The following is an 18,123-nucleotide window of genomic DNA, read 5'->3' on the forward strand; positions in this document are numbered from 1 at the left end:
AAACAAAAACTTTTGGAAGTGTGCTATTATAAGTCATATAAGTCGTGCGCTTTCTAATGCTTAGTGGTTTAAGATTAGGATAGCACGACTTATTTATTTTCCAATGAAATTAACTAGCAATTCGGGTATAACCTAGAACAACTTTCTTATAAGTTTCATTGTGATTATCCAACAACCAAAAAAGAATATTTTTCATTTTTCCGAAAGTCATTTTACTAATGTATCGCCACGTCTCCTGTCCTATATAATCATCAAGGTTTTCGATTTTAGCATTTGCTATAATTTCAACTATTTCATTATATTGTCTGGTGGTCAATACATCTTTTTCTATAAGTTCACCAACATAAAAAGCCGTTCTACTATTAATAATTCTTTCAAATTCGATAAGGTTACTCATTAAATACTCGCTTACTTGGCAATCCGTATCGAAGTAATCACACCACTCTATGAAGTCATGTTTTTCATAAACGTGGCTTTTTTTGTTTATATCAAGCGCAAATTTAACTTTTCCGCAAGATATTAAATTGTAGTAGTTATAATCAAGCAAAATATTTTTGGCGGTATCTCTATCTTGAAACTCTATATTTTTATTGTCATGCAAATAATCTATTTGCTCATCTAAACTTTTAAATTGTTTCATAAACTTATTTCATATTTTCCTTTCACGCGCCAAGGCGCTTTTTTATTTTGCGTTCCTAAAATTTAGAACTTACTATTTATGATTTGAATTTATTTATAACTGAATAATAATATTTTTTTCTTTTAAATTTTCGAGACATTCAAATAAATAGCTATTATTGTGTTCAGAGTATATCGGTTTAGTAATTGGTACTTTTTCAATATTTTCATAACTTGAACAACTTGTCCCTCTATAAAAAGAATTTTCCCAGTCAACAGAAGGTTTATATCCTCTTTTTTTCATCTCATTCATAACGAGCTGATGGTATTGAAAGAGTTTATAAGGTGAATAATTAAAAACATAATTAACTGTTGAGTGAGGCTTTCCCCATCCATTACCACGCAACGCACAACATTCACGGTGTTGTCCTAAGAGTTGTTGTCTTGGAAGCTTCTCGATTAAATCTTCATGCCAAAGTCTCATATTATTTCCTCCTTTATCCTACCAACTCAAAATAGCACAGCTCATACAGCAACGCACGTTCATACTTATTAATACCTATAATACAGTAACGTTAATGAATGTTAGTTTTAAAACTATCTATCTTTTATCATAAAGATTTATTATGACTTGCTGGTGTTTTGCGTATCCAATAGATTTTTATTAACTAAAGAGTTTAGGTAGTTCAGATTCGCTACGTCAGTTATATAACTCAGTATTTTTTTAGTACCATTTTTATCCAAAATGTTTAATAAACTAACAATATAAACTAATGATTCTATATCTATTTTTCCTGAATTGATTGCATTAATGTAAGTATAAATAAAATCGTTATTTTTAGTTGCAGAATTTTCACTTATATATTCTTTATTGAATTCCTCAAAAGTTGGAATTCTGTTAAGGCTAGTATTTAAATTTTTAACTATTTTACTAGAAAAAGCTTTATTAAATTGGATCTCTGATCTATTTTTGGAGTATTCATTACCAGTAATCCCCCTTAAATGAGCTTCAGACGTTTCAAAAATTTCAGCAATAATTTCCCAAATCTTTACATTACGAGGCGATCTCTTTCCATTCTCGTAAAAAGAAAGCTGGCTATCTGTAACTTGAAGAAGCTTGTTATTAACTAAGATATTTTTTTCTTTGAGCTTTTGATTGACCTCATCTCTTAAGTTAATTAAAGTCATATTTTTTGATTTTCTAAGTTTTTTTATATTATTCTCTACCATATTTGTTAATATCCTTTATCTTTATATTATATACATTTATGAAAATAAATCAATAAAAACTTTTCATTTTGAGAGTTTTTTATTTGACATAATCAAATTGAAAGTGTAAAATTAGTTTATTATCAAATTGAAAGTGAGAAGAGAAATTGTATCTAACACCAGAAATCAAAACAGCTCTACGCAAAAAGCGCGGAGTATTGAACTTAACTAAAGGCGAGGCAGCCGATCAACTGGGCATTAATCGTTTGACTTATGGAAGGCTAGAAAGTCCAGAGAGGAACGAAAAAGTAAGACAAAGCACATACGAGCGTATAACGTTATGGCTTGCACAAGACTATTAAAAAAATATGCACAAAAAAAGCTTGACCCGACCAAGAGACAGCTTTTAATCAAATTAGAGTAGCAAACCGTGAAAAACACGCGCTTTCTATCTCTAATTATAACAAATTGGAGAATAAAAACAAATGAATAAACCAGTAAACAAAGAAACTTATATCCTTGACGATTCAATCGCTTTCGAGCTGATGGACTTATTAAAAGCCAAAGCAAGACATTTTATAAAACTAAACGAGTATGTCTATCGCTTATTTGATGGCAAGACAGTCGTTACTTTCACAACTTTAGAGCATGAGATTCAAGTAGAAAAGATAAGCGGAGGTGTGGCATGAAATTTATAAAAATGGACGTTGTCAGAAACGATAAAATTAGTGTTTGGTGGATTAAATTCCACCATGCCGAGGTTAAACGCTTGTTGATTGTAAATGAATCTAAAGCGCCAAAGTGGCATCTACATCTCAAACGAGGAGGCAAGGAATGAATGATAACACTTTAACAAACCTTGTGGCTCGTGGTTTAGTGGATAAAGTCATTCATCTATTTAATAAGTACCTTGGCACACAGCTCAAAATCAGAAATGAAAACCGAGTATTGCCATATATCTCTAAAAAGCGTGTCATGGAGGATTTAGATATTTCAGACAGTACCCTTGATAATTGGGAAAAAAACGGTTTGAATCGCTATAAACCACGCTATAAAACGTCACTCGTTTATTATTTGATTGATGATGTGTGTCAATTCATCGCATTAGAGACTTAAGTTTTGTCAGGCAAGGCAACTTTTAAGAGAGGATTGAAGAGATGAAAGAAATCATAAACGCTTGCCACTATGTGGCAGGAGTTCACAGCAGGGGCATGAAGCAGATTAAAGAGGAGTTTGAAGAATTAACCGCAGAACAAATTAAACAGCGCGACAGCTTAAATTTGGACTTCTTACGCCATGCTAAAAGACCAAGAACGAACAAAAGCGGGATTCGTTTTGATGGAGAAAAAGAGGGCGGAGAAATTAACCTATTTGATGAGGTGGCAAAATGATAGAACACTACCAAGGTTACACAGCTATGAAACGACATGGGAAAAAGCACTACCGCCCGATAGGAAAACACCCATTTAAGATCATTCACAATGCACAAGTGGTTAAAATTGACCTATTGCAACAGTTTGAAGCGAGTACAGGCATAATCTTACCCAGCGGAGTAAAAAACAACTTATGCACGCAACCAGTACCATTTTTAGGCAAACAACTGGCTATTATGGAACTACAAATAAAGGAAAATTAAAAATGACATTAAGAAAAATAAGTGATGAAGAAAAACAACAACTATCAGACTTAGATATGGGGGAACTTATTCAAGACCTCAAAGATAGCGGAGAAATTAAAGCAAAAATAATTACAGTTGAAGCATTATATAAAGATGATGACTTGTTAGCAATAACACCCGATTTTGATGATATCCCGAGCCTTGAAGTTGGTAGTATCTTGCTTAATATGTTAGTGGCTGACGCAAGGCAGTATACAGACATAGATAGTTTTATCAAGACGATTGTTTCTACATGGGGAACGTATGACGAAGCGGAGGGAAACTAATGGAAATTACTATAGAAACAAAAAGAGACGAACGAAACCAAGAACAAGAATATTATATAAGCGATACCAGCACGGAAGCCATCACGATTATAATGTTCGCGTTGATTGGAGTAGCAAAACAAAAAACGAGCTATGAGCAATTTTTAGAAACAGTGACAAGAATTTGGGGGTGCTTAAATGAAAATGAATGAATTACAGCCAATAGACCAAGCTATTATAAAAGCCCTTGTAGCGCATAAAGGAGTAGACCGAGCTATTAAAGGCAAAGACTTATCACGCTCCTTAGGTATTGATTTACGGACTTTACAGGCACGTATAGAGATACTGCAAGGCAAAGAGTGCGCTATTTGCTCCATTGATAATATTGGCTATTTTGCTCCACTTACTGAAGAAGAGCGCACGCGAGGCATTACAAAAAAAGAAAGTATGGCCTACAGTACGTTAAAAGCCGTCATGGGTGTACGAACCGCTTCTCTAAATTGGTTAGAAAAAATGATGGATTAGGGGAAATTCATGACACCTAAAGAGCAGGCACTAAACTGTATAAATCGCGGGTTTTCTGTCATTGCTGGTTATCCAGTGGGAAAAAGTGAACGGGCAATCATAAAAGGAACGTCAGAGGGAACAACAGACACCGCTATTATAGAAAGATGGTTTGATGAAATACCGAACCGAAACATTATGATTAATCTTAGAAATAGCGGGATTATTTGTATTGACTTAGACCAACACCAAAACGGACAAAATGGGCGCTTAACTTTTAGCAGAATGTGGCACGAAAATAGCAAAATAAAGGATTTGAACACCTATGTAGAAAAAACACCAACGGGGAACGGCTTACACGTTTTCTTTAAAGTTCCGAAAGAGCTATTTAATCAGCCGATTGTCAGTGAACTAGCGGACGGTGTAGAGATAAAAACACACTTCACACCCATATACCCAAGTAAACGGCATGACGGAGATTATACGCCTTTAAATGATACAGAAACAGGCGAGCCGTTAACCTTTGATAATATTTGTGATTGTCCTAGCTGGCTACTTGAAAAGCTAAAGCGAACACCGACACAAGTAAATACAACGACAATAAATCGAACGTATAGCGCCGAAATGTGGGAGTTATTCAACCAAGGAGCGCGAAAAGGTAACCGAAACAATGACACGAACCGCATACTTCACTACTGGAGAAAGATTGGCATTGTCCCGCCTGACTGCATGGACTTGTTGCGAACGTTTAACAGCCGAACCAGTCCATCATTACATGATGATGAACTGGCAACCATTTGGAAAAGTGTATTCAAGATGAGATAGAAAGGAAATCATGACAGACCAATTAGAAAAACTTGTGGCAGAAACACCACAGGAAAACGTAAGAAGTCCCAAACCTCAAATAGAGAACTTCACAGATTATGGAGAGGACGGGATAAAAACATTTAGTCAAACAGCTTACACCGAAGCAATAGTAAACTGGATTGAGCAGGAACGTGACATCATAAATAGTTATGATTACATTCAAGAACATACGCATAATTTAAAGAAAATTAAAAAATTATTCTTTGAACACCGCGCATTATTTCTAAGTACACCGAACAAAGACGGAAACACACCCAAGTCACTAAGTCCATTAGATACAGCTAGAATTATATATAAAACGCTGACAGTCATTAAATTAGACCATCAAAACGGGCTGTTAGGCGTTTATAATCCTGAACTAGGAATATACGAAACAAACGAAAATTTCTTTCATCGGCTCATTTACTGGCTAGAGCCGTCTTATAGTCAAGCACGTTCTAAAGAAGTTCTCTTTAAACTTGAAACCTTAGCAGAGGTTAAGCAACAAACCGCAGAAGCTCATCTTATCCCAGTTGCGAACGGTATTTTCAATAAGAAAACACAACAATTAGAGCCATTCAGTGCTAAGTACGTTTTTACCTCAACCATTGCGACCAAGTACAACGCAAAGGCAAAAGTGCCTAACATTAACGGCTGGAACGTAGACGACTGGCTACTCGATTTAATGAGTGGAGATAAAGAGCTTGTCAGTCTCTTATGGCAGATTATTTCCGCAAGCACTAACGGCAATTACTCCTATCGCAAAGGAGTTTGGCTAGTCGGTAAAGGAAATGACGGCAAAGGGACTTTTCAGAGCCTCATCATGAACTTAATCGGACGTGAGAACGTCGCAAGTGTCAAAGCAGAACAGTTTTCGGAACGGTTCGCCCTTTCCCAAGTCGTTGGGAAGACTTGCATTATTGGAGATGACAGCCAAGTCAGCTATTTAGACAATGCAGGGAACTACTTTTCTGTGGTTACTGGCGACCCAGTACCGATTGAAGCGAAAGGAAAGCAACCAACTTTGGCAGTATTTAACAAGCTAGTTATTCAATCGACTAATTTCTTACCCAAGTTTAGAAACAAGTCAAATGGAACATACAGACGTTTGCTTATCGTTCCCTTTAACAAGTCTTTCACGGCAGATAATGACAACTGGAAAATCAAAGATGATTATATTAAACGCAAAGACGTTTTAGAGTATGTCCTTAAAATTGCTTTATCGCTTAACTTTGATAAGTTTGATGAACCGAAAGCTACACAAGGGCTATTAGATGATTTTAAAATCTCTAATGACAATGTACTGGCGTTTGTAAATGATATGTTTGAGGAGTTCGTCAGTGATTTTCTACCGACTGCTTTTCTAAGTGCTTTATATCGAGCGTGGTGTGAAGATGAGGGAGTGAAACCCTTTACTAAGCGAGAGTTTGAGAATAAACTACCTGATTATGTCAAAGACCAATGGAAAAAGACCGTGCAAAGACCAAATAGTGCAGGCTTTAATAGAGCTGTCGATTTACACCGAGCAAATGAAATGGAATTGTTTAGACGGTTGTTTTATTGGGACGATGAGAAACATAAAAAAGTCACTAAAGGTTATTCCCGCAAGAAAAAATAAAAGTGTTACTGAAAATCGGTAACACGTTACTGTTAGAAGTAACAGCTTTAACCCTATGGTTAAGCCGTTTGTAGGTGTCTGTTACTCTGTTACCGCAAAAACACCTACTCGCTAGAAATTTATCAGAGGAAATAAAAACATGAAAAAAGTACGATGTCCGACAAATTGAATTTACTGACAGAACCTAGTAAAACTTAACATAAAAAATCGGAGAAAATAAAATGGAAAAGGAAACAAAAAACTTAGAAATCCCAGTCGCTGAAAATGAGAGAAATAAAGCAGTTGAAAATCTTCTATCATTAAAAGAATACTTTAATAACCAACTTCAAACAGATCAAGAAACTTATCAAGCCATCGCGACATTAGGCGATAAGTTGGGCGTTCTTTGGAATGGCGATAAATAATAAATAACGAAAAATGGAGAAATAAAATGCAAGTAAAATACATTGAAGAAGCAAAAAACAAACTCGAAAAACAAGCTAAACTAATCACTCAAAAAGTGGATAAAACGAATCAATTAATTTCTGAATTAAAAAACAAAATTGAAAAAATGGAAAACCTTTCTCAACATGAGGATATTGATGAATCACTCAAAGCCTTATCTGAATTGAATAATGCTAAGCAATTACTAGAAACATTAGAAAAACGGCGGGCGGAGGAACAGAAAGAGCTTGATGTTTTCTGGAGTTCTCAAGAAGTTGATGATACTCTTAGAGAAGCATTAAGCCAAGCAGATAATTTAAGTGACATTGAGCTAGATTTATTAAAAAGTACCGTGTCTGAAGATACGAAGAAAAAACTAAAGGAATATAACAAGGAAGTTGATGACCAACGTTATCGCCTTCAGGAATCAGGGAATTACTTACTAGAAAAATCAAATGTTTATTCTCGAAGCTCATTAGCTAATTTAATCGGTCAAAAAAACGGAAGTCACAAAAATAACTTTTTCTTTGGAATTGTTAGAGCAATGGCAGGTCAATATGAAAAAGAACTGATGACATTTCTAAAATCTGAAAAAATCCTGACTGATTTAGATTAGGAGATTAAATGACTAAAAAAACAGAAATTAATTTTGGAATTGATAGCAAACTAGAAATCAGAGACGCAAATAAAAAAGCAGGGTTTATTGGACAAATTGCAGGGTATGCCATTGTATTTAATAAGCCAAGTGTGCCTAATGCACCGTTTATTGAGTATATTTCTTCATCGGCGCTCAATAATGTTGACCTAAGCGATGTACTGGCTTTATATAATCACGACTATGCAAATGTGCTAGGCAGAGTTGATGCAGGAACTTTAAAGTTAAGCATTGATAAAATCGGCTTGCATTTTGTTTTGGATATGCCAGATACAACAGTCGGGCATGATGTCTATAACAATATAAAGGCTGGAAACCTTAAAGGTATGAGTTTCGGCTTTGTCGTGGCAGACGGTGGAGATTCATGGCAGCAAGGAGCAAGTAAACCTATCCGAACAATCAACCAACTTCAAACATTAGGAGAAATAAGTGTCGTAAGTAAACCTGCTTATGATGATACTTCTATCAATGTCACTCGTTCTATCAAACAATTTGAAGACGAGCGTACACGAAAGTATAAAGAAAAAGTAAGAGCTTATCTTGACGGATTGAGTGATTAGATTATAATAAAAAAACCTAGTCTTTATTGGCTAGGTATTTATTGTTAATGTCAGAAAAAGTTAAAATGATACCGTAGTTCGGTAACACGTTACCGATAGCTGTAACAACTTAAACCGCATGGTTAAGCAATTTGTAGGGCTTTGATACCGTGTCACCGTACTTTTCCTACTTCGCTAGGAATTTATAGGATAGATCAAAGTGATGAAAAATATTAGATATCCGACTTGTTAAAACTTGTTATTTTCTTAGAAATACAATAGCTAATAAAAAAGCCCCTCGTTAACAACGGGGAACTTTTCCAACTATTAAGAACTAAGAATTAAGAATTTAAACTGCCTGTACAATTATTATATCAAAGATTCTCTGATAGAGAAGTAGCAAAGAAGATTAACAAATGATATAATAGAACTATCAAAAGTCGCAGAGATGCGCATGGTATAATAAGTTCAGGAAAGTATCTCTAATTATGGGGGTGCTTTTTTGTTTGGAGGATTATATTATGAATGAACTAGAGTTTAATATCAGATTATACCTCACAGGTACAATGAAGTCATGGACTGATAGGATAGACAACACAGACCAACTAACACCACAACGCTTTATATTCAACGCAATGACAGAGCTGTTTGATTCATTGAGTGATGATGACCTAGAGTTAATAAGACTTAGATACATGGAACGCTTGACGCTGGCAGAGATTGCAAGCCGTTATCTTATAAATGAAAGTACCGTTAGACACCACACGAACCCAACAATTAAGCAAGTGAAAAAGATTATAAAAAAAGGTAATGAACTTTCGATAAAATAAAAAAGCCCGTGAATTTTCACGGACAAATATAAAGAAAAGTAGTAATAATTTACCTAGCTCTATTATACCACTTTTTCTCTATAATTTTTAGATCCCCCCCACCTACTTATTTAGGAATACCGTATACCAATAGTGGCTCCCTGAGCAAAAAAGTGATTTTTCAAAACTTTTTTTCTGAAACGAAATCGCTCAACTGCAACGTTCACAAGGATAATTGACCCCTAAAAGTTATACAGTAAAAAGGAGGAAAACCAGCTAAATTTATTTGTGAGACACGCTACCAATGATCATTAGTGCTAAAACGACGTAAAAAAAGGCAAGAAAGGGAAGTATTTTTCCCTTTTTTTGCCTATAAACGTGATTAAATCAATGTTTTAAGATTTTGACCCCCCTATGCAAAAATTTTAAAAAATCACTTTTTTGTTCAGGGAGCCACTATTAGTATACGGTTCTCCTAAAAGCGATGACGGGGGGGTATTTTTTATTTTTTAAAACTTTTTTTCAGCAAAATAAAAAGCCGTATATCATGGATATACAGCACCTTGCCTGACAAAAATTTGTTAACGCGTTTTACTACGTTTTCGTTGGGGTCTATTGGGGTCTGGTGGGGTCTATTTTTTAAAGAATCGCATAAAACCGCATTTGTTGGGGTCTGTTGGGGTCTGTTGGGTGCTTATGGTATACTAAAGTGATGAAAAAAATACTTATAAAATTTATTTTAATTGTGGGAGGGGTGTTGGTTTGTCTGGTAATTTTTGTCATGCTTGCCTTTCACTTTTCACCTAAACCAGGGGCAATGATCATTAGACATCTCTTTAGTTCGGAAGTGAAAATAACGGATGAATCAGGATTTGAGAAGGTAAAATCAAAAGTAGCACTGACTAAAAATCACAACTACAACTCAAAATTTGGTTCAAATACATACGATTTATACCTTCCAAAAGGAGTGAATCATCCAGTAGATGTGCTGATATGGGTACATGGAGGAGGATTTGTTGGGGGAGACAAATCAGGTGTTAAAGAGTTTGCAACCAAGCTTGCCTTTGATGCACAAATGGCTGTCATTGCGATGAACTATAAAAGAGCACCAGAATCTCAATATCCAAATCAGTTGATCCAAGTTGGAGAGTTAATCAAAACGCTGAAAAGTCAATCCGACTCAAGATTGAATCTGTCTAAACTGATGTTTGGAGGAGATAGTGCGGGCGCTCAAATTGCCTTGCAATATGCACTCACACAAACCAATCTCTCTTATGGCAAAGCCATTTCTATCCCACATCTCTTAACTAAAGGTGAGATTAAAGCAACGCTATCTTACTGTGGTCCAGTAGATTTGCAACAGGTTGCTCACACAAAATCAGAAAATAAAGCCATGCAATACTTCGTTAAGACAGTAGCGTGGTCAGAACTAGGGACGAAAAAATGGGAAAGTGATCCTAAATTGCAAGAGGCAAGTTTAGTACAGCATCTGACAAACACATTTCCTCCGACGTATATCACAGATGGTAATGCGTATTCATTTCAAGATCAGGGTATTGCGTTTTCTAATCAACTTAAAACACTCGGTGTTCCAGTATCTCAACTGTTTTTTAAGACGTCAAAGCAAACCATTACTCATGAATATCAATTTGATTATGCTAAAAAATCAGCTCAACGCTGTTATGATGAAACACTCGCTTTTGTTCGGAAATATCAGTAAAAATTCACCGATTTCATCGGCTTGTTTTGAGTAAAGAAAAAGAGCTTGTTTTGGATTTAGAACAAGTCCTTTTTGTGTAGTTTTAAAATGAATTTTGTAACGGTTTGAATCACGCGAGTTTTTTATTTTTCGCGTTTACTGCCCCAAAAAAAGAGTGCAACGGTGCCTGGTCCTGTGTGGCTACCAATGGTTGTTCCGACATCATTGATTTCCACTTTTCCGTTAAGTTGAGGAAAAGTAGAGGTTACAAGTGATGCTACTGCTTTGGCATCCTCAAGGCAAGCAGAATGGGAAATGTAGCATTTGTCAGTGTAGGCGCTGTTATTTTGGGCGTAGCGTTGCATTTGTTTTACGATTTGCTGAATGACCTTACGTTTTCCTCTGATTTTGTAACGGGGAATGAGTTTTCCTTCGCTATTCATGTCAAGGAGAGGGCAGATGTGTAAAATATTTCCAATCGCACCCGAAGTTTTAGAGACACGTCCTCCTTTGATGTAAAACGTCAAATCTGTTGAAAAAAACCAATGGTGAAGGGTTAATTTATTTTGCTCAAGCCAATCATAAACTTCAGTAATATTCAATCCAGCATCTCTTAAATCGGCTGCTTTATCCAGCAATAATCCATATCCAGACGATGCTGCAAGAGAGTCAACAATCAAAATTTTTCGCTCAGGATATTTTTCTTGAAGCGTTGCTTTTGCGATATTGGCTGAATTGATTACGCCAGAAATCCCAGAAGAAAGACTGACATGTAAAATGTCATAACCGTCCTTCAAAAAAGGCTCGAAGTAGGCTTCAAATTCATCTGCGTTGACTTGTGAGGTTTTCGTTTCAGCTCCGTTTTCCATTGCGTTATAAAAATCAGTAAAAGAAAGGGACTGCCCTAAATCATCGGCATATTGTTTTCCATCAAGTTCATAATGAAAGCAAATGTAATGAATCTCACGCGCATCAAAATGCTGTTTTGTTAAGTCTGCTGTGGAACAACAACTAATAATGTATTTGTTCATAACGGTCTTTTACTCCTTAAGAATGTCAATTTGATTTGGATCTACTGTGCGCACTAATGAAACAAATTGTACCATTTATTCTTTTGATTTTCAATGCTCGTTATAAACTTCGATGGCGATCTGGCGCAGTTTTATGATAAAATAAAACCATGAGATTAGATAAATATTTAGCACAAGTTGGGCTAGGGACGCGAAGTGAAGTAAAAATAATATTAAAAAAAGGGCGCGTGAGTGTGGGTGGTGAATGTGTCAAAGATGGGCGATTTCAGGTGGATAAAAATGCGACAACTGTGATGTGTGATGGGAAAACAGTGACGTATCAAGCTTATTATTATTATTTATTGAATAAACCTCAAGGGGTGGTTTCTGCAACGAAAGATAATGTTTTTAAAACAGTGGTTGAGTTGTTAAATAAAGAGGATTTGAGAGCTGATATTTTTCCTGTTGGTCGTCTTGATAAAAACACAGAAGGTTTATTGATTTTGACGAATGATGGTGCTTTAGGACATGACCTGACCCAACCCAAAAAGCACGTTGAAAAGGAATATTTTGCACACATTGATGGGGAGGTGACAAAGGATATCATTGCACAATTTGCGCAGGGATTGACATTGAAAAATGGTGAAAAAGTAAAACCTGGGGAATTGTTTGTTGAGAAAACTTATCCAGCACAGACACAAAGTGGATGGATGAGCGAGATAAGAATCATCATTCATGAAGGAAAATTTCATCAAGTGAAACGGATGTTTGAAGCGGTAGGAATGTATGTGCTTTATTTAAAGCGCACGCGCATGGGCAATTTGAGCCTTGATGATCAGCTTGAAGTGGGAAAATATCGTGTTTTGAGCGCTGATGAGATTGAACGCTTGAAAAAATGATCTTATATTTTCTGTCAGTACTGACAGAACGCCAGAATCGTAAAAAAAAGGTGTCAAGTGCACGCTTTTAAAGATTAAAATTTTCTGTCAGTACTGACAGAATTTTTTTATTTTTCACGATTAATATTGACGCCAAGAACAGTCAAATGTCCGTTAGAGATGAGCTTGATGATCAAATGTGCAAAATCAGCTGCTCGCATTTTTTTAGAATCCATCACCCACCACTTTAGCGTTCCTACCAAAATAGAGACGATGTAGTTGATTACAAAATCAATCGGAATTATCACATCCTGCTCACGAACTTCTAATTTTTCAAACAGTTCAGCGTAGCGTGCGTTCAAAATATCTAAAAAGCGGTGAATAATTGCGGGATCTTGTGCTTTATCTGTGACAATTTGCGCAACTTCAGGATACTTTCTTACAAAATCATAAAACCGTGTCAAAATTTCCTCAATCTCGACCACATGAACATTATTGCCTTTGATTGGACTATTTTCATCAAGCATTTCTGTAAAATCAATCAAAAAGTCCTCAATTAAGCTATCATACAAGTCTTGCTTGTCGGAATAGTGAGCATAAAAAGTAGCACGATTAATCATTGCATGATCTGCGATTTCCTGGATTGAAATTTTTTCAAATTTTTTAGTTCTGAGCAAACCAAAAAAAGCTTGTGTGATGAGTTTTCTCGTTCTTTTCACTCTTAAATCTTCTGCTTTGACCATTTTTTCTCTCTTTTGTGTAATATATGCAACATTTATTGTCGATTTGTTGCTTTTATTATAGTCTTTTCTTTTCGAAAATTCAGGGCTTAGGACTGTCAAAACTCTTTTCCATAAATGTCAAACAAATTTTCCAAAAACGACATGGCGTTTATTATTGTTGTCTAACCGTACAAGGAGCAATGATTTGCTGGTTGTAAAATATTTTCAGCGTGATAAAATAAACACTAGATAAGATAAACAACAGCCTGTTAAAATAGAGCTGAAAATCACAGATAATGAAGCATTTCTCACATAACTAGGAGACTCTCATGATAAAAAAATATAAAGCAGGAATTGACGTTGGGTCAACGACTGTAAAACTCGTTGTTTTTGATGAACAATTTCATCTCATTTTTTCACGTTACGAACGTCATTTTTCTGATGTAAAAGCGGCAACGATTCAAGTGCTTAATGATTTAATTTCTGAACAAGGCGATTTAGATTTAACGCTTGCCATTACAGGATCTGGCGGAATGGGGCTTGCTGAAGTGATCAAGGTGCCATTCATTCAAGAAGTCATTGCAAGTTCCATCACGATTGAAAAATTCATTCCTCAAACAAATGTGATGATCGAATTGGGTGGGGAAGATGCGAAAATGACATTTTTTGACAATGGCAGTCAAGAACTACGGATGAACGGGACGTGTGCAGGTGGAACAGGTGCGTTCATTGATCAGATGGCGGCGCTTTTAAAAGTGGATGCTAATGGAGTCAACGTTCTTGCAAAAAACTATGAAAAAATCTATCCGATTGCGTCACGGTGTGGTGTATTTGCCAAAACAGATGTGCAACCACTACTTAATGAAGGTGTGCGAAGAGAAGACATCGCCGCATCCATTTTTCAAGCAGTTGTCAATCAAACGATTGCAGGATTGGCATCTGGACGGAAAATCAAAGGAAATGTTGCATTTTTAGGTGGTCCACTTTATTTTATGAGTGAACTTCGCAAACGTTTCATTGAGACACTTGATTTAGCTCCTGAAAATGTAATTTTCCCAGAACATCCACAACTTTTTGTGGCAATGGGTGCAGCGCTGTCAGAAGACACCACGGATCAATCTGTTACAGCACTGATTTCTCATCTTGAAAATGATAAGAGCGATAATCTAATTCCACAAGATACAATGGATCCACTATTTGGAAATCAAACAGAGCTGGATGAATTTCGCGCACGTCATGCAAAAGCAACCGCCAACTATAAAAATCTGAGTGAACATCATGGCGCAGCTTTTCTTGGCATAGACGCAGGATCAACAACAACAAAAGTGGTTTTGATTGATGAAGAAGGAAATATTTTATACGACAGTTATGGCTCAAATAATGGTGAACCATTAGAGTCTGTCATCGCAGTTTTAAAAGATGTTTACAAGAAGTTACCTGATGATGTTTATATTGCAAAGTCAACAGTGACAGGATATGGTGAGCATTTGATCAAAGCAGGGTTACACGTCGATTATGGTGAAGTTGAAACAATGGCGCACTATAAAGCAGCAGATTATTTCAATCCTGGCGTTGATTTTATTCTTGATATTGGTGGACAGGACATGAAAGCCATGCGCATTCGCGATGGGGCGCTGTCTTCTATTCAGCTCAACGAAGCTTGCTCTTCTGGTTGCGGTTCATTTATTGAGACTTTTGCGAATTCTTTGAAACACGATGTACGGGATTTTGCTCAAAAAGCATTGCTTGCAGCACATCCAGTGAATTTAGGGTCACGATGCACGGTTTTTATGAATTCAAAAGTGAAACAAGTCCAAAAAGAAGGCGCAACTGTAGGGGATATTTCTGCTGGTCTTAGTTATTCTGTCATCAAAAATGCACTGTACAAAGTCATCAAAGTCAAACGTCCTGAAGAATTAGGGAAAAAAATTGTCGTACAAGGTGGGACATTTTATAATGAAGCAGTGTTGCGTGCTTTTGAAAAGATTTCAGAACGCGAAGTTGTACGTCCCTCTATTGCTGGCCTGATGGGTGCTTATGGTTGTGCTTTGATTGCCTTAGATAAAGAAGAAGTCGGAAAAAAATCGGATCTTTTGACGCTGTCAGAGCTGACAGATTTTAAAACACATAAAGAATTCATGACGTGTGGGCTATGTGAAAACATGTGTAAAATGACACTCACGGTCTTTAATGATGGGTCAAAATTTGTGACTGGAAATCGATGTGAACGGGGGGCTGAAAAAGCCACACAAATCAAAATTGACAAAAAAGAGAAGAAAGTAAATCTTGTTGATTATAAATATAAAAAACTTTTCAAATATCACAGTTTGAGTAAGAAAAAAGCCACTTTGGGTGAAATTGGTATTCCGCGTGTTCTTAATATGTACGAAAATTATCCGCTTTGGCACACAATGCTGACAGAGCTTGGTTTTCGCGTCGTCCTCTCTCCAAAATCAGATAAAGAACTTTATGAGCAAGGCATTGAGACGATTCCGTCAGACACCGTTTGCTATCCTGCAAAAATGACACACGGACATGTCATGAGTTTGATTCATTCGGGTGTTCCAACGATTTTTTATCCTTCTGTTCTTTTTGAGCAAGAAGAGCAAAAATCTGCTCAAAATCATTATAATTGTCCGATTGTGCAATCTTATCCCGAAGTGATTAAAAATAACATTGATGAGATTCGTGACGGAAAAGTGGGTTACATTCACCCGTTCATCAATCTTGCAGATCCTTTAGGCGTCTCTAACAATGTGTTGTCAGCACTGACGAAAGCTGGATTTTCTCTCACAGAAGATGAGGTCAAAAACGCAGTCACTCACGGGTTTGAAGCACTCGAAAATTTCAAAAAAGATCTCCGTCAAAAAGCAGAAGCGTTACTTGTTAAAGTAAATTTGAATAAAGAAAAGGCGATTGTGCTGGCAGGACGTCCATATCACCTTGATCCAGAAATCAATCACGGCATTGCTGACATTATCACTCAAGAAGGATTTCACGTCATTCCAGAAGATGCGATTTCACATCTTGAAGATGTGGCAGGACTTCGTGTGGTCAATCAATGGGTTTATCACAGTCGTCTTTATGCAGCTGCGCAATTCGTCTGCAAAAATAAAAACCTCGAACTCGTTCAGCTTAATAGCTTTGGCTGTGGACTTGATGCTGTCACGACAGATCAAGTCGAAGAAATCATGCGTGGACATAATAAGCTTTACACGGTTCTCAAAATTGACGAAGGAAGCAATATGGGTGCTGTCCGCATTCGTCTTAGAAGTCTAAAAGCAGCTGTAAACGAACGCACAAAGCACCACATCGAGCCGTCAGTACTGACAGAAATTGTCCAACCAAAATCGCCAGTATTTACTCCAGAAATGGCAAAAAAACATACCTTATTAATGCCAATGCTCAGCCCAATTCACCAAGCAGGACTGCTTGATACAGCATTTGAAGCTTCAGGATATAATGTTGTCTGTCTTCCAGAGACAAAAACTTCTGTCAATAACGGACTCAAATTTGTCAATAATGACAGCTGTTATCCAGCAATCATCACGATTGGTCAGCTCATTGAAGCGCTTCAATCAGGTCAATATGATGTCAATCACACTTCTGTCATGATGACACAGACAGGTGGAGGATGTCGTGCTACAAACTATATTCCACTTCTTAGAAAAGCATTGATTGACGCAGGATTCCCTCAAGTTCCTGTAGTCAGCCTATCAATGGGAAATCAAGGCACTGAAAAAGGATTCAAATTTACCGTCTCATTACTTACACGATTCATGATTGCTGTACTTTATGGGGATCTCTTTGAGCGTGTCGTTTACCGCACACGCCCGTACGAATCCACAAAAGGCACTGTCGATGCGCTTCATGAAAAATGGCTCAAAGCAGCACAGCACAATGTAAAATCAGCCAGTATTTTTGAATTTAATAAAAATATGAAACAAATCATTCGCGAATTTGATACCATTGAACTTCTCAATATCAAAAAACCGCGCGTTGGTGTTGTTGGTGAAATCCTTGTCAAGTATAGTAAAACGGCGAATAATGACATAGTAAATATCATTGAAGAAGAAGGAGGCGAAGCTGTAGTACTTGATCTGATTGGATTTATGAATTATTCTCTTTACAATCAGATTTGGCGGACTGACGAAATCGGATTTGCCAAGAAAAATAAACTGATGGCAAAAACGTTGCTTGGCATCATTAACATGCTTGAAAAGCCGATGAATACAGCCCTGACAAAGTCTGAACGATTTGATGGGATTGAAAGCATTTATGACATTGCTTCAAATACAGAAGATATTATCTCTGTGGGGAATCACACGGGTGAAGGATGGTTTCTTACGGGTGAGATGATCGAGCTTCTCCAAAAAGACGTCAAAAACATTGTCTGCCTCCAACCTTTTGGCTGCCTGCCCAATCACATCGTTGGTAAGGGAATGATGAAAGAGTTGCGTCGTCAGTATCCAGGAGCCAATATCGCCCCCATCGATTACGATCCAGGCGTTTCAGCGGTCAATCAGCTCAACCGCATCCGCCTCATGATGGCAACCGCAAAAAAAAGAATGACTGAAAAAAAAGTGGTGCATGAAACACTTGTTATGGGGTCACATTAATGAACGTCAAAAGTCGCGACGGTGCGACTTTTTTGATAAAATAGAAACCGT

Annotated in this window: 22 protein-coding genes; 17 read left to right on the plus strand and 5 right to left on the minus strand. The window is 36.8% G+C overall.

Annotation, left to right across the window (positions count from 1 at the left end):
- Positions 1-109 precede the first annotated feature (109 nt).
- The 3 genes from GHI93_RS07135 to GHI93_RS13010 all read right to left on the minus strand — a co-directional run bounded on the left by GHI93_RS07135 (position 110) and on the right by GHI93_RS13010 (position 1,848).
- Positions 110-640 (minus strand): hypothetical protein, encoded by a 531-nt coding sequence (locus GHI93_RS07135; RefSeq protein WP_153496369.1) that lies wholly within the window; start codon positions 638-640, stop codon positions 110-112.
- A 93-nt stretch (positions 641-733) separates the two neighbouring features.
- Complete coding sequence (locus tag GHI93_RS07140; protein WP_031561246.1) at positions 734-1,102, minus strand: TIGR02328 family protein; 369 nt, start codon at positions 1,100-1,102, stop codon at positions 734-736.
- 140 nt (positions 1,103-1,242) lie between these two features.
- A complete protein-coding gene (locus tag GHI93_RS13010; RefSeq protein ID WP_211368884.1) occupies positions 1,243-1,848 on the minus strand; it encodes a helix-turn-helix domain-containing protein in 606 nt (201 codons plus the stop codon).
- 464 nt (positions 1,849-2,312) lie between these two features.
- Here GHI93_RS13010 and GHI93_RS07155 point away from each other — a divergent pair, with 464 nt between their 5' ends.
- From GHI93_RS07155 to GHI93_RS07220, 15 genes are all read left to right on the plus strand, one after another.
- The gene (locus GHI93_RS07155) at positions 2,313-2,516 is read left to right on the plus strand and encodes a DUF1655 domain-containing protein (RefSeq protein ID WP_153496371.1); all 204 of its coding nucleotides are present in this window, start codon (positions 2,313-2,315) and stop codon (positions 2,514-2,516) included.
- Positions 2,513-2,665 (plus strand): hypothetical protein, encoded by a 153-nt coding sequence (locus GHI93_RS12835; RefSeq protein ID WP_170272413.1) that lies wholly within the window; start codon positions 2,513-2,515, stop codon positions 2,663-2,665. The genes GHI93_RS07155 and GHI93_RS12835 overlap by 4 nt, the downstream gene beginning before the upstream one ends.
- A complete protein-coding gene (locus GHI93_RS07160) occupies positions 2,662-2,943 on the plus strand; it encodes a hypothetical protein (protein ID WP_153496372.1) in 282 nt (93 codons plus the stop codon). The genes GHI93_RS12835 and GHI93_RS07160 overlap by 4 nt, the downstream gene beginning before the upstream one ends.
- A gap of 41 nt (positions 2,944-2,984) precedes the next feature.
- A complete protein-coding gene (locus GHI93_RS07165; RefSeq protein WP_211368885.1) occupies positions 2,985-3,218 on the plus strand; it encodes a hypothetical protein in 234 nt (77 codons plus the stop codon).
- Positions 3,215-3,463 carry a hypothetical protein gene (locus GHI93_RS07170; protein ID WP_153496373.1) on the plus strand — a complete coding sequence of 83 codons (249 nt, stop codon included), beginning with the start codon at positions 3,215-3,217 and terminating at the stop codon, positions 3,461-3,463. Before GHI93_RS07165 ends, GHI93_RS07170 begins: the two co-directional genes overlap by 4 nt.
- A gap of 2 nt (positions 3,464-3,465) precedes the next feature.
- Complete coding sequence (locus GHI93_RS07175) at positions 3,466-3,771, plus strand: hypothetical protein (RefSeq protein ID WP_153496374.1); 306 nt, start codon at positions 3,466-3,468, stop codon at positions 3,769-3,771.
- Positions 3,771-3,962 carry a hypothetical protein gene (locus GHI93_RS07180; protein WP_153496375.1) on the plus strand — a complete coding sequence of 64 codons (192 nt, stop codon included), beginning with the start codon at positions 3,771-3,773 and terminating at the stop codon, positions 3,960-3,962. The genes GHI93_RS07175 and GHI93_RS07180 overlap by 1 nt, the downstream gene beginning before the upstream one ends.
- On the plus strand, positions 3,949-4,275 hold the full coding sequence (locus tag GHI93_RS07185; RefSeq protein ID WP_153496376.1) for a hypothetical protein: 327 nt from the start codon (positions 3,949-3,951) through the stop codon (positions 4,273-4,275). Before GHI93_RS07180 ends, GHI93_RS07185 begins: the two co-directional genes overlap by 14 nt.
- 9 nt (positions 4,276-4,284) lie before the next feature.
- Entirely contained in the window at positions 4,285-5,079 is a 795-nt protein-coding gene (locus GHI93_RS07190) for a bifunctional DNA primase/polymerase (protein ID WP_153496377.1), read from the plus strand.
- A gap of 10 nt (positions 5,080-5,089) precedes the next feature.
- Positions 5,090-6,718, plus strand: a complete 1,629-nt coding sequence (locus GHI93_RS07195) for a DNA primase family protein (RefSeq protein ID WP_153496378.1) — start codon at positions 5,090-5,092, stop codon at positions 6,716-6,718.
- 221 nt (positions 6,719-6,939) lie between these two features.
- Positions 6,940-7,122: a hypothetical protein gene (locus GHI93_RS07200; protein ID WP_153496379.1), complete on the plus strand. Its 183-nt coding sequence runs from the start codon at positions 6,940-6,942 to the stop codon at positions 7,120-7,122.
- Positions 7,123-7,148: 26 nt separating this feature from the next.
- Positions 7,149-7,757 (plus strand): V-type ATP synthase subunit I domain-containing protein, encoded by a 609-nt coding sequence (locus tag GHI93_RS07205; RefSeq protein WP_153496380.1) that lies wholly within the window; start codon positions 7,149-7,151, stop codon positions 7,755-7,757.
- An 8-nt stretch (positions 7,758-7,765) separates the two neighbouring features.
- Entirely contained in the window at positions 7,766-8,356 is a 591-nt protein-coding gene (locus tag GHI93_RS07210) for an HK97 family phage prohead protease (protein ID WP_153496381.1), read from the plus strand.
- A 500-nt stretch (positions 8,357-8,856) separates the two neighbouring features.
- A complete protein-coding gene (locus GHI93_RS07215) occupies positions 8,857-9,165 on the plus strand; it encodes a sigma factor-like helix-turn-helix DNA-binding protein (protein ID WP_153496382.1) in 309 nt (102 codons plus the stop codon).
- A 691-nt stretch (positions 9,166-9,856) separates the two neighbouring features.
- On the plus strand, positions 9,857-10,864 hold the full coding sequence (locus GHI93_RS07220) for an alpha/beta hydrolase (protein WP_153496383.1): 1,008 nt from the start codon (positions 9,857-9,859) through the stop codon (positions 10,862-10,864).
- A gap of 122 nt (positions 10,865-10,986) precedes the next feature.
- Here the strand turns inward: GHI93_RS07220 and GHI93_RS07225 are convergent, their stop codons facing one another.
- The gene (locus tag GHI93_RS07225) at positions 10,987-11,874 is read right to left on the minus strand and encodes a DegV family protein (protein WP_153496384.1); all 888 of its coding nucleotides are present in this window, start codon (positions 11,872-11,874) and stop codon (positions 10,987-10,989) included.
- Between the two features lie 149 nt (positions 11,875-12,023).
- Here GHI93_RS07225 and GHI93_RS07230 point away from each other — a divergent pair, with 149 nt between their 5' ends.
- Positions 12,024-12,752, plus strand: a complete 729-nt coding sequence (locus tag GHI93_RS07230; protein ID WP_153496385.1) for a pseudouridine synthase — start codon at positions 12,024-12,026, stop codon at positions 12,750-12,752.
- A 107-nt stretch (positions 12,753-12,859) separates the two neighbouring features.
- On the opposite strand, the gene GHI93_RS07235 is transcribed toward GHI93_RS07230, so the two are convergent.
- Positions 12,860-13,474 (minus strand): TetR/AcrR family transcriptional regulator, encoded by a 615-nt coding sequence (locus GHI93_RS07235; protein ID WP_153496386.1) that lies wholly within the window; start codon positions 13,472-13,474, stop codon positions 12,860-12,862.
- Between the two features lie 308 nt (positions 13,475-13,782).
- Here GHI93_RS07235 and GHI93_RS07240 point away from each other — a divergent pair, with 308 nt between their 5' ends.
- Positions 13,783-18,072 carry a 2-hydroxyacyl-CoA dehydratase gene (locus GHI93_RS07240; protein WP_153496387.1) on the plus strand — a complete coding sequence of 1,430 codons (4,290 nt, stop codon included), beginning with the start codon at positions 13,783-13,785 and terminating at the stop codon, positions 18,070-18,072.
- The last annotated feature ends 51 nt before the right edge of the window (positions 18,073-18,123 follow it).

It is taken from the genome of Lactococcus hircilactis, assembly GCF_009601015.1.
Classification (GTDB): domain Bacteria; phylum Bacillota; class Bacilli; order Lactobacillales; family Streptococcaceae; genus Lactococcus; species Lactococcus hircilactis.

Bases quoted from the DNA above. Each gene is read 5' to 3' on its own strand.
- GHI93_RS07135 (WP_153496369.1), bottom strand. From the start codon at position 640: ATGAAACAATTTAAAAGTTTAGATGAGCAAATAGATTATTTGCATGAC.
- GHI93_RS07140 (WP_031561246.1), bottom strand. From the start codon at position 1,102: ATGAGACTTTGGCATGAAGATTTAATCGAGAAGCTTCCAAGACAACAA.
- GHI93_RS13010 (WP_211368884.1), bottom strand. From the start codon at position 1,848: ATGGTAGAGAATAATATAAAAAAACTTAGAAAATCAAAAAATATGACT.
- GHI93_RS07155 (WP_153496371.1), top strand. From the start codon at position 2,313: ATGAATAAACCAGTAAACAAAGAAACTTATATCCTTGACGATTCAATC.
- GHI93_RS12835 (WP_170272413.1), top strand. From the start codon at position 2,513: ATGAAATTTATAAAAATGGACGTTGTCAGAAACGATAAAATTAGTGTT.
- GHI93_RS07160 (WP_153496372.1), top strand. From the start codon at position 2,662: ATGAATGATAACACTTTAACAAACCTTGTGGCTCGTGGTTTAGTGGAT.
- GHI93_RS07165 (WP_211368885.1), top strand. From the start codon at position 2,985: ATGAAAGAAATCATAAACGCTTGCCACTATGTGGCAGGAGTTCACAGC.
- GHI93_RS07170 (WP_153496373.1), top strand. From the start codon at position 3,215: ATGATAGAACACTACCAAGGTTACACAGCTATGAAACGACATGGGAAA.
- GHI93_RS07175 (WP_153496374.1), top strand. From the start codon at position 3,466: ATGACATTAAGAAAAATAAGTGATGAAGAAAAACAACAACTATCAGAC.
- GHI93_RS07180 (WP_153496375.1), top strand. From the start codon at position 3,771: ATGGAAATTACTATAGAAACAAAAAGAGACGAACGAAACCAAGAACAA.
- GHI93_RS07185 (WP_153496376.1), top strand. From the start codon at position 3,949: ATGAAAATGAATGAATTACAGCCAATAGACCAAGCTATTATAAAAGCC.
- GHI93_RS07190 (WP_153496377.1), top strand. From the start codon at position 4,285: ATGACACCTAAAGAGCAGGCACTAAACTGTATAAATCGCGGGTTTTCT.
- GHI93_RS07195 (WP_153496378.1), top strand. From the start codon at position 5,090: ATGACAGACCAATTAGAAAAACTTGTGGCAGAAACACCACAGGAAAAC.
- GHI93_RS07200 (WP_153496379.1), top strand. From the start codon at position 6,940: ATGGAAAAGGAAACAAAAAACTTAGAAATCCCAGTCGCTGAAAATGAG.
- GHI93_RS07205 (WP_153496380.1), top strand. From the start codon at position 7,149: ATGCAAGTAAAATACATTGAAGAAGCAAAAAACAAACTCGAAAAACAA.
- GHI93_RS07210 (WP_153496381.1), top strand. From the start codon at position 7,766: ATGACTAAAAAAACAGAAATTAATTTTGGAATTGATAGCAAACTAGAA.
- GHI93_RS07215 (WP_153496382.1), top strand. From the start codon at position 8,857: ATGAATGAACTAGAGTTTAATATCAGATTATACCTCACAGGTACAATG.
- GHI93_RS07220 (WP_153496383.1), top strand. From the start codon at position 9,857: ATGAAAAAAATACTTATAAAATTTATTTTAATTGTGGGAGGGGTGTTG.
- GHI93_RS07225 (WP_153496384.1), bottom strand. From the start codon at position 11,874: ATGAACAAATACATTATTAGTTGTTGTTCCACAGCAGACTTAACAAAA.
- GHI93_RS07230 (WP_153496385.1), top strand. From the start codon at position 12,024: ATGAGATTAGATAAATATTTAGCACAAGTTGGGCTAGGGACGCGAAGT.
- GHI93_RS07235 (WP_153496386.1), bottom strand. From the start codon at position 13,474: ATGGTCAAAGCAGAAGATTTAAGAGTGAAAAGAACGAGAAAACTCATC.
- GHI93_RS07240 (WP_153496387.1), top strand. From the start codon at position 13,783: ATGATAAAAAAATATAAAGCAGGAATTGACGTTGGGTCAACGACTGTA.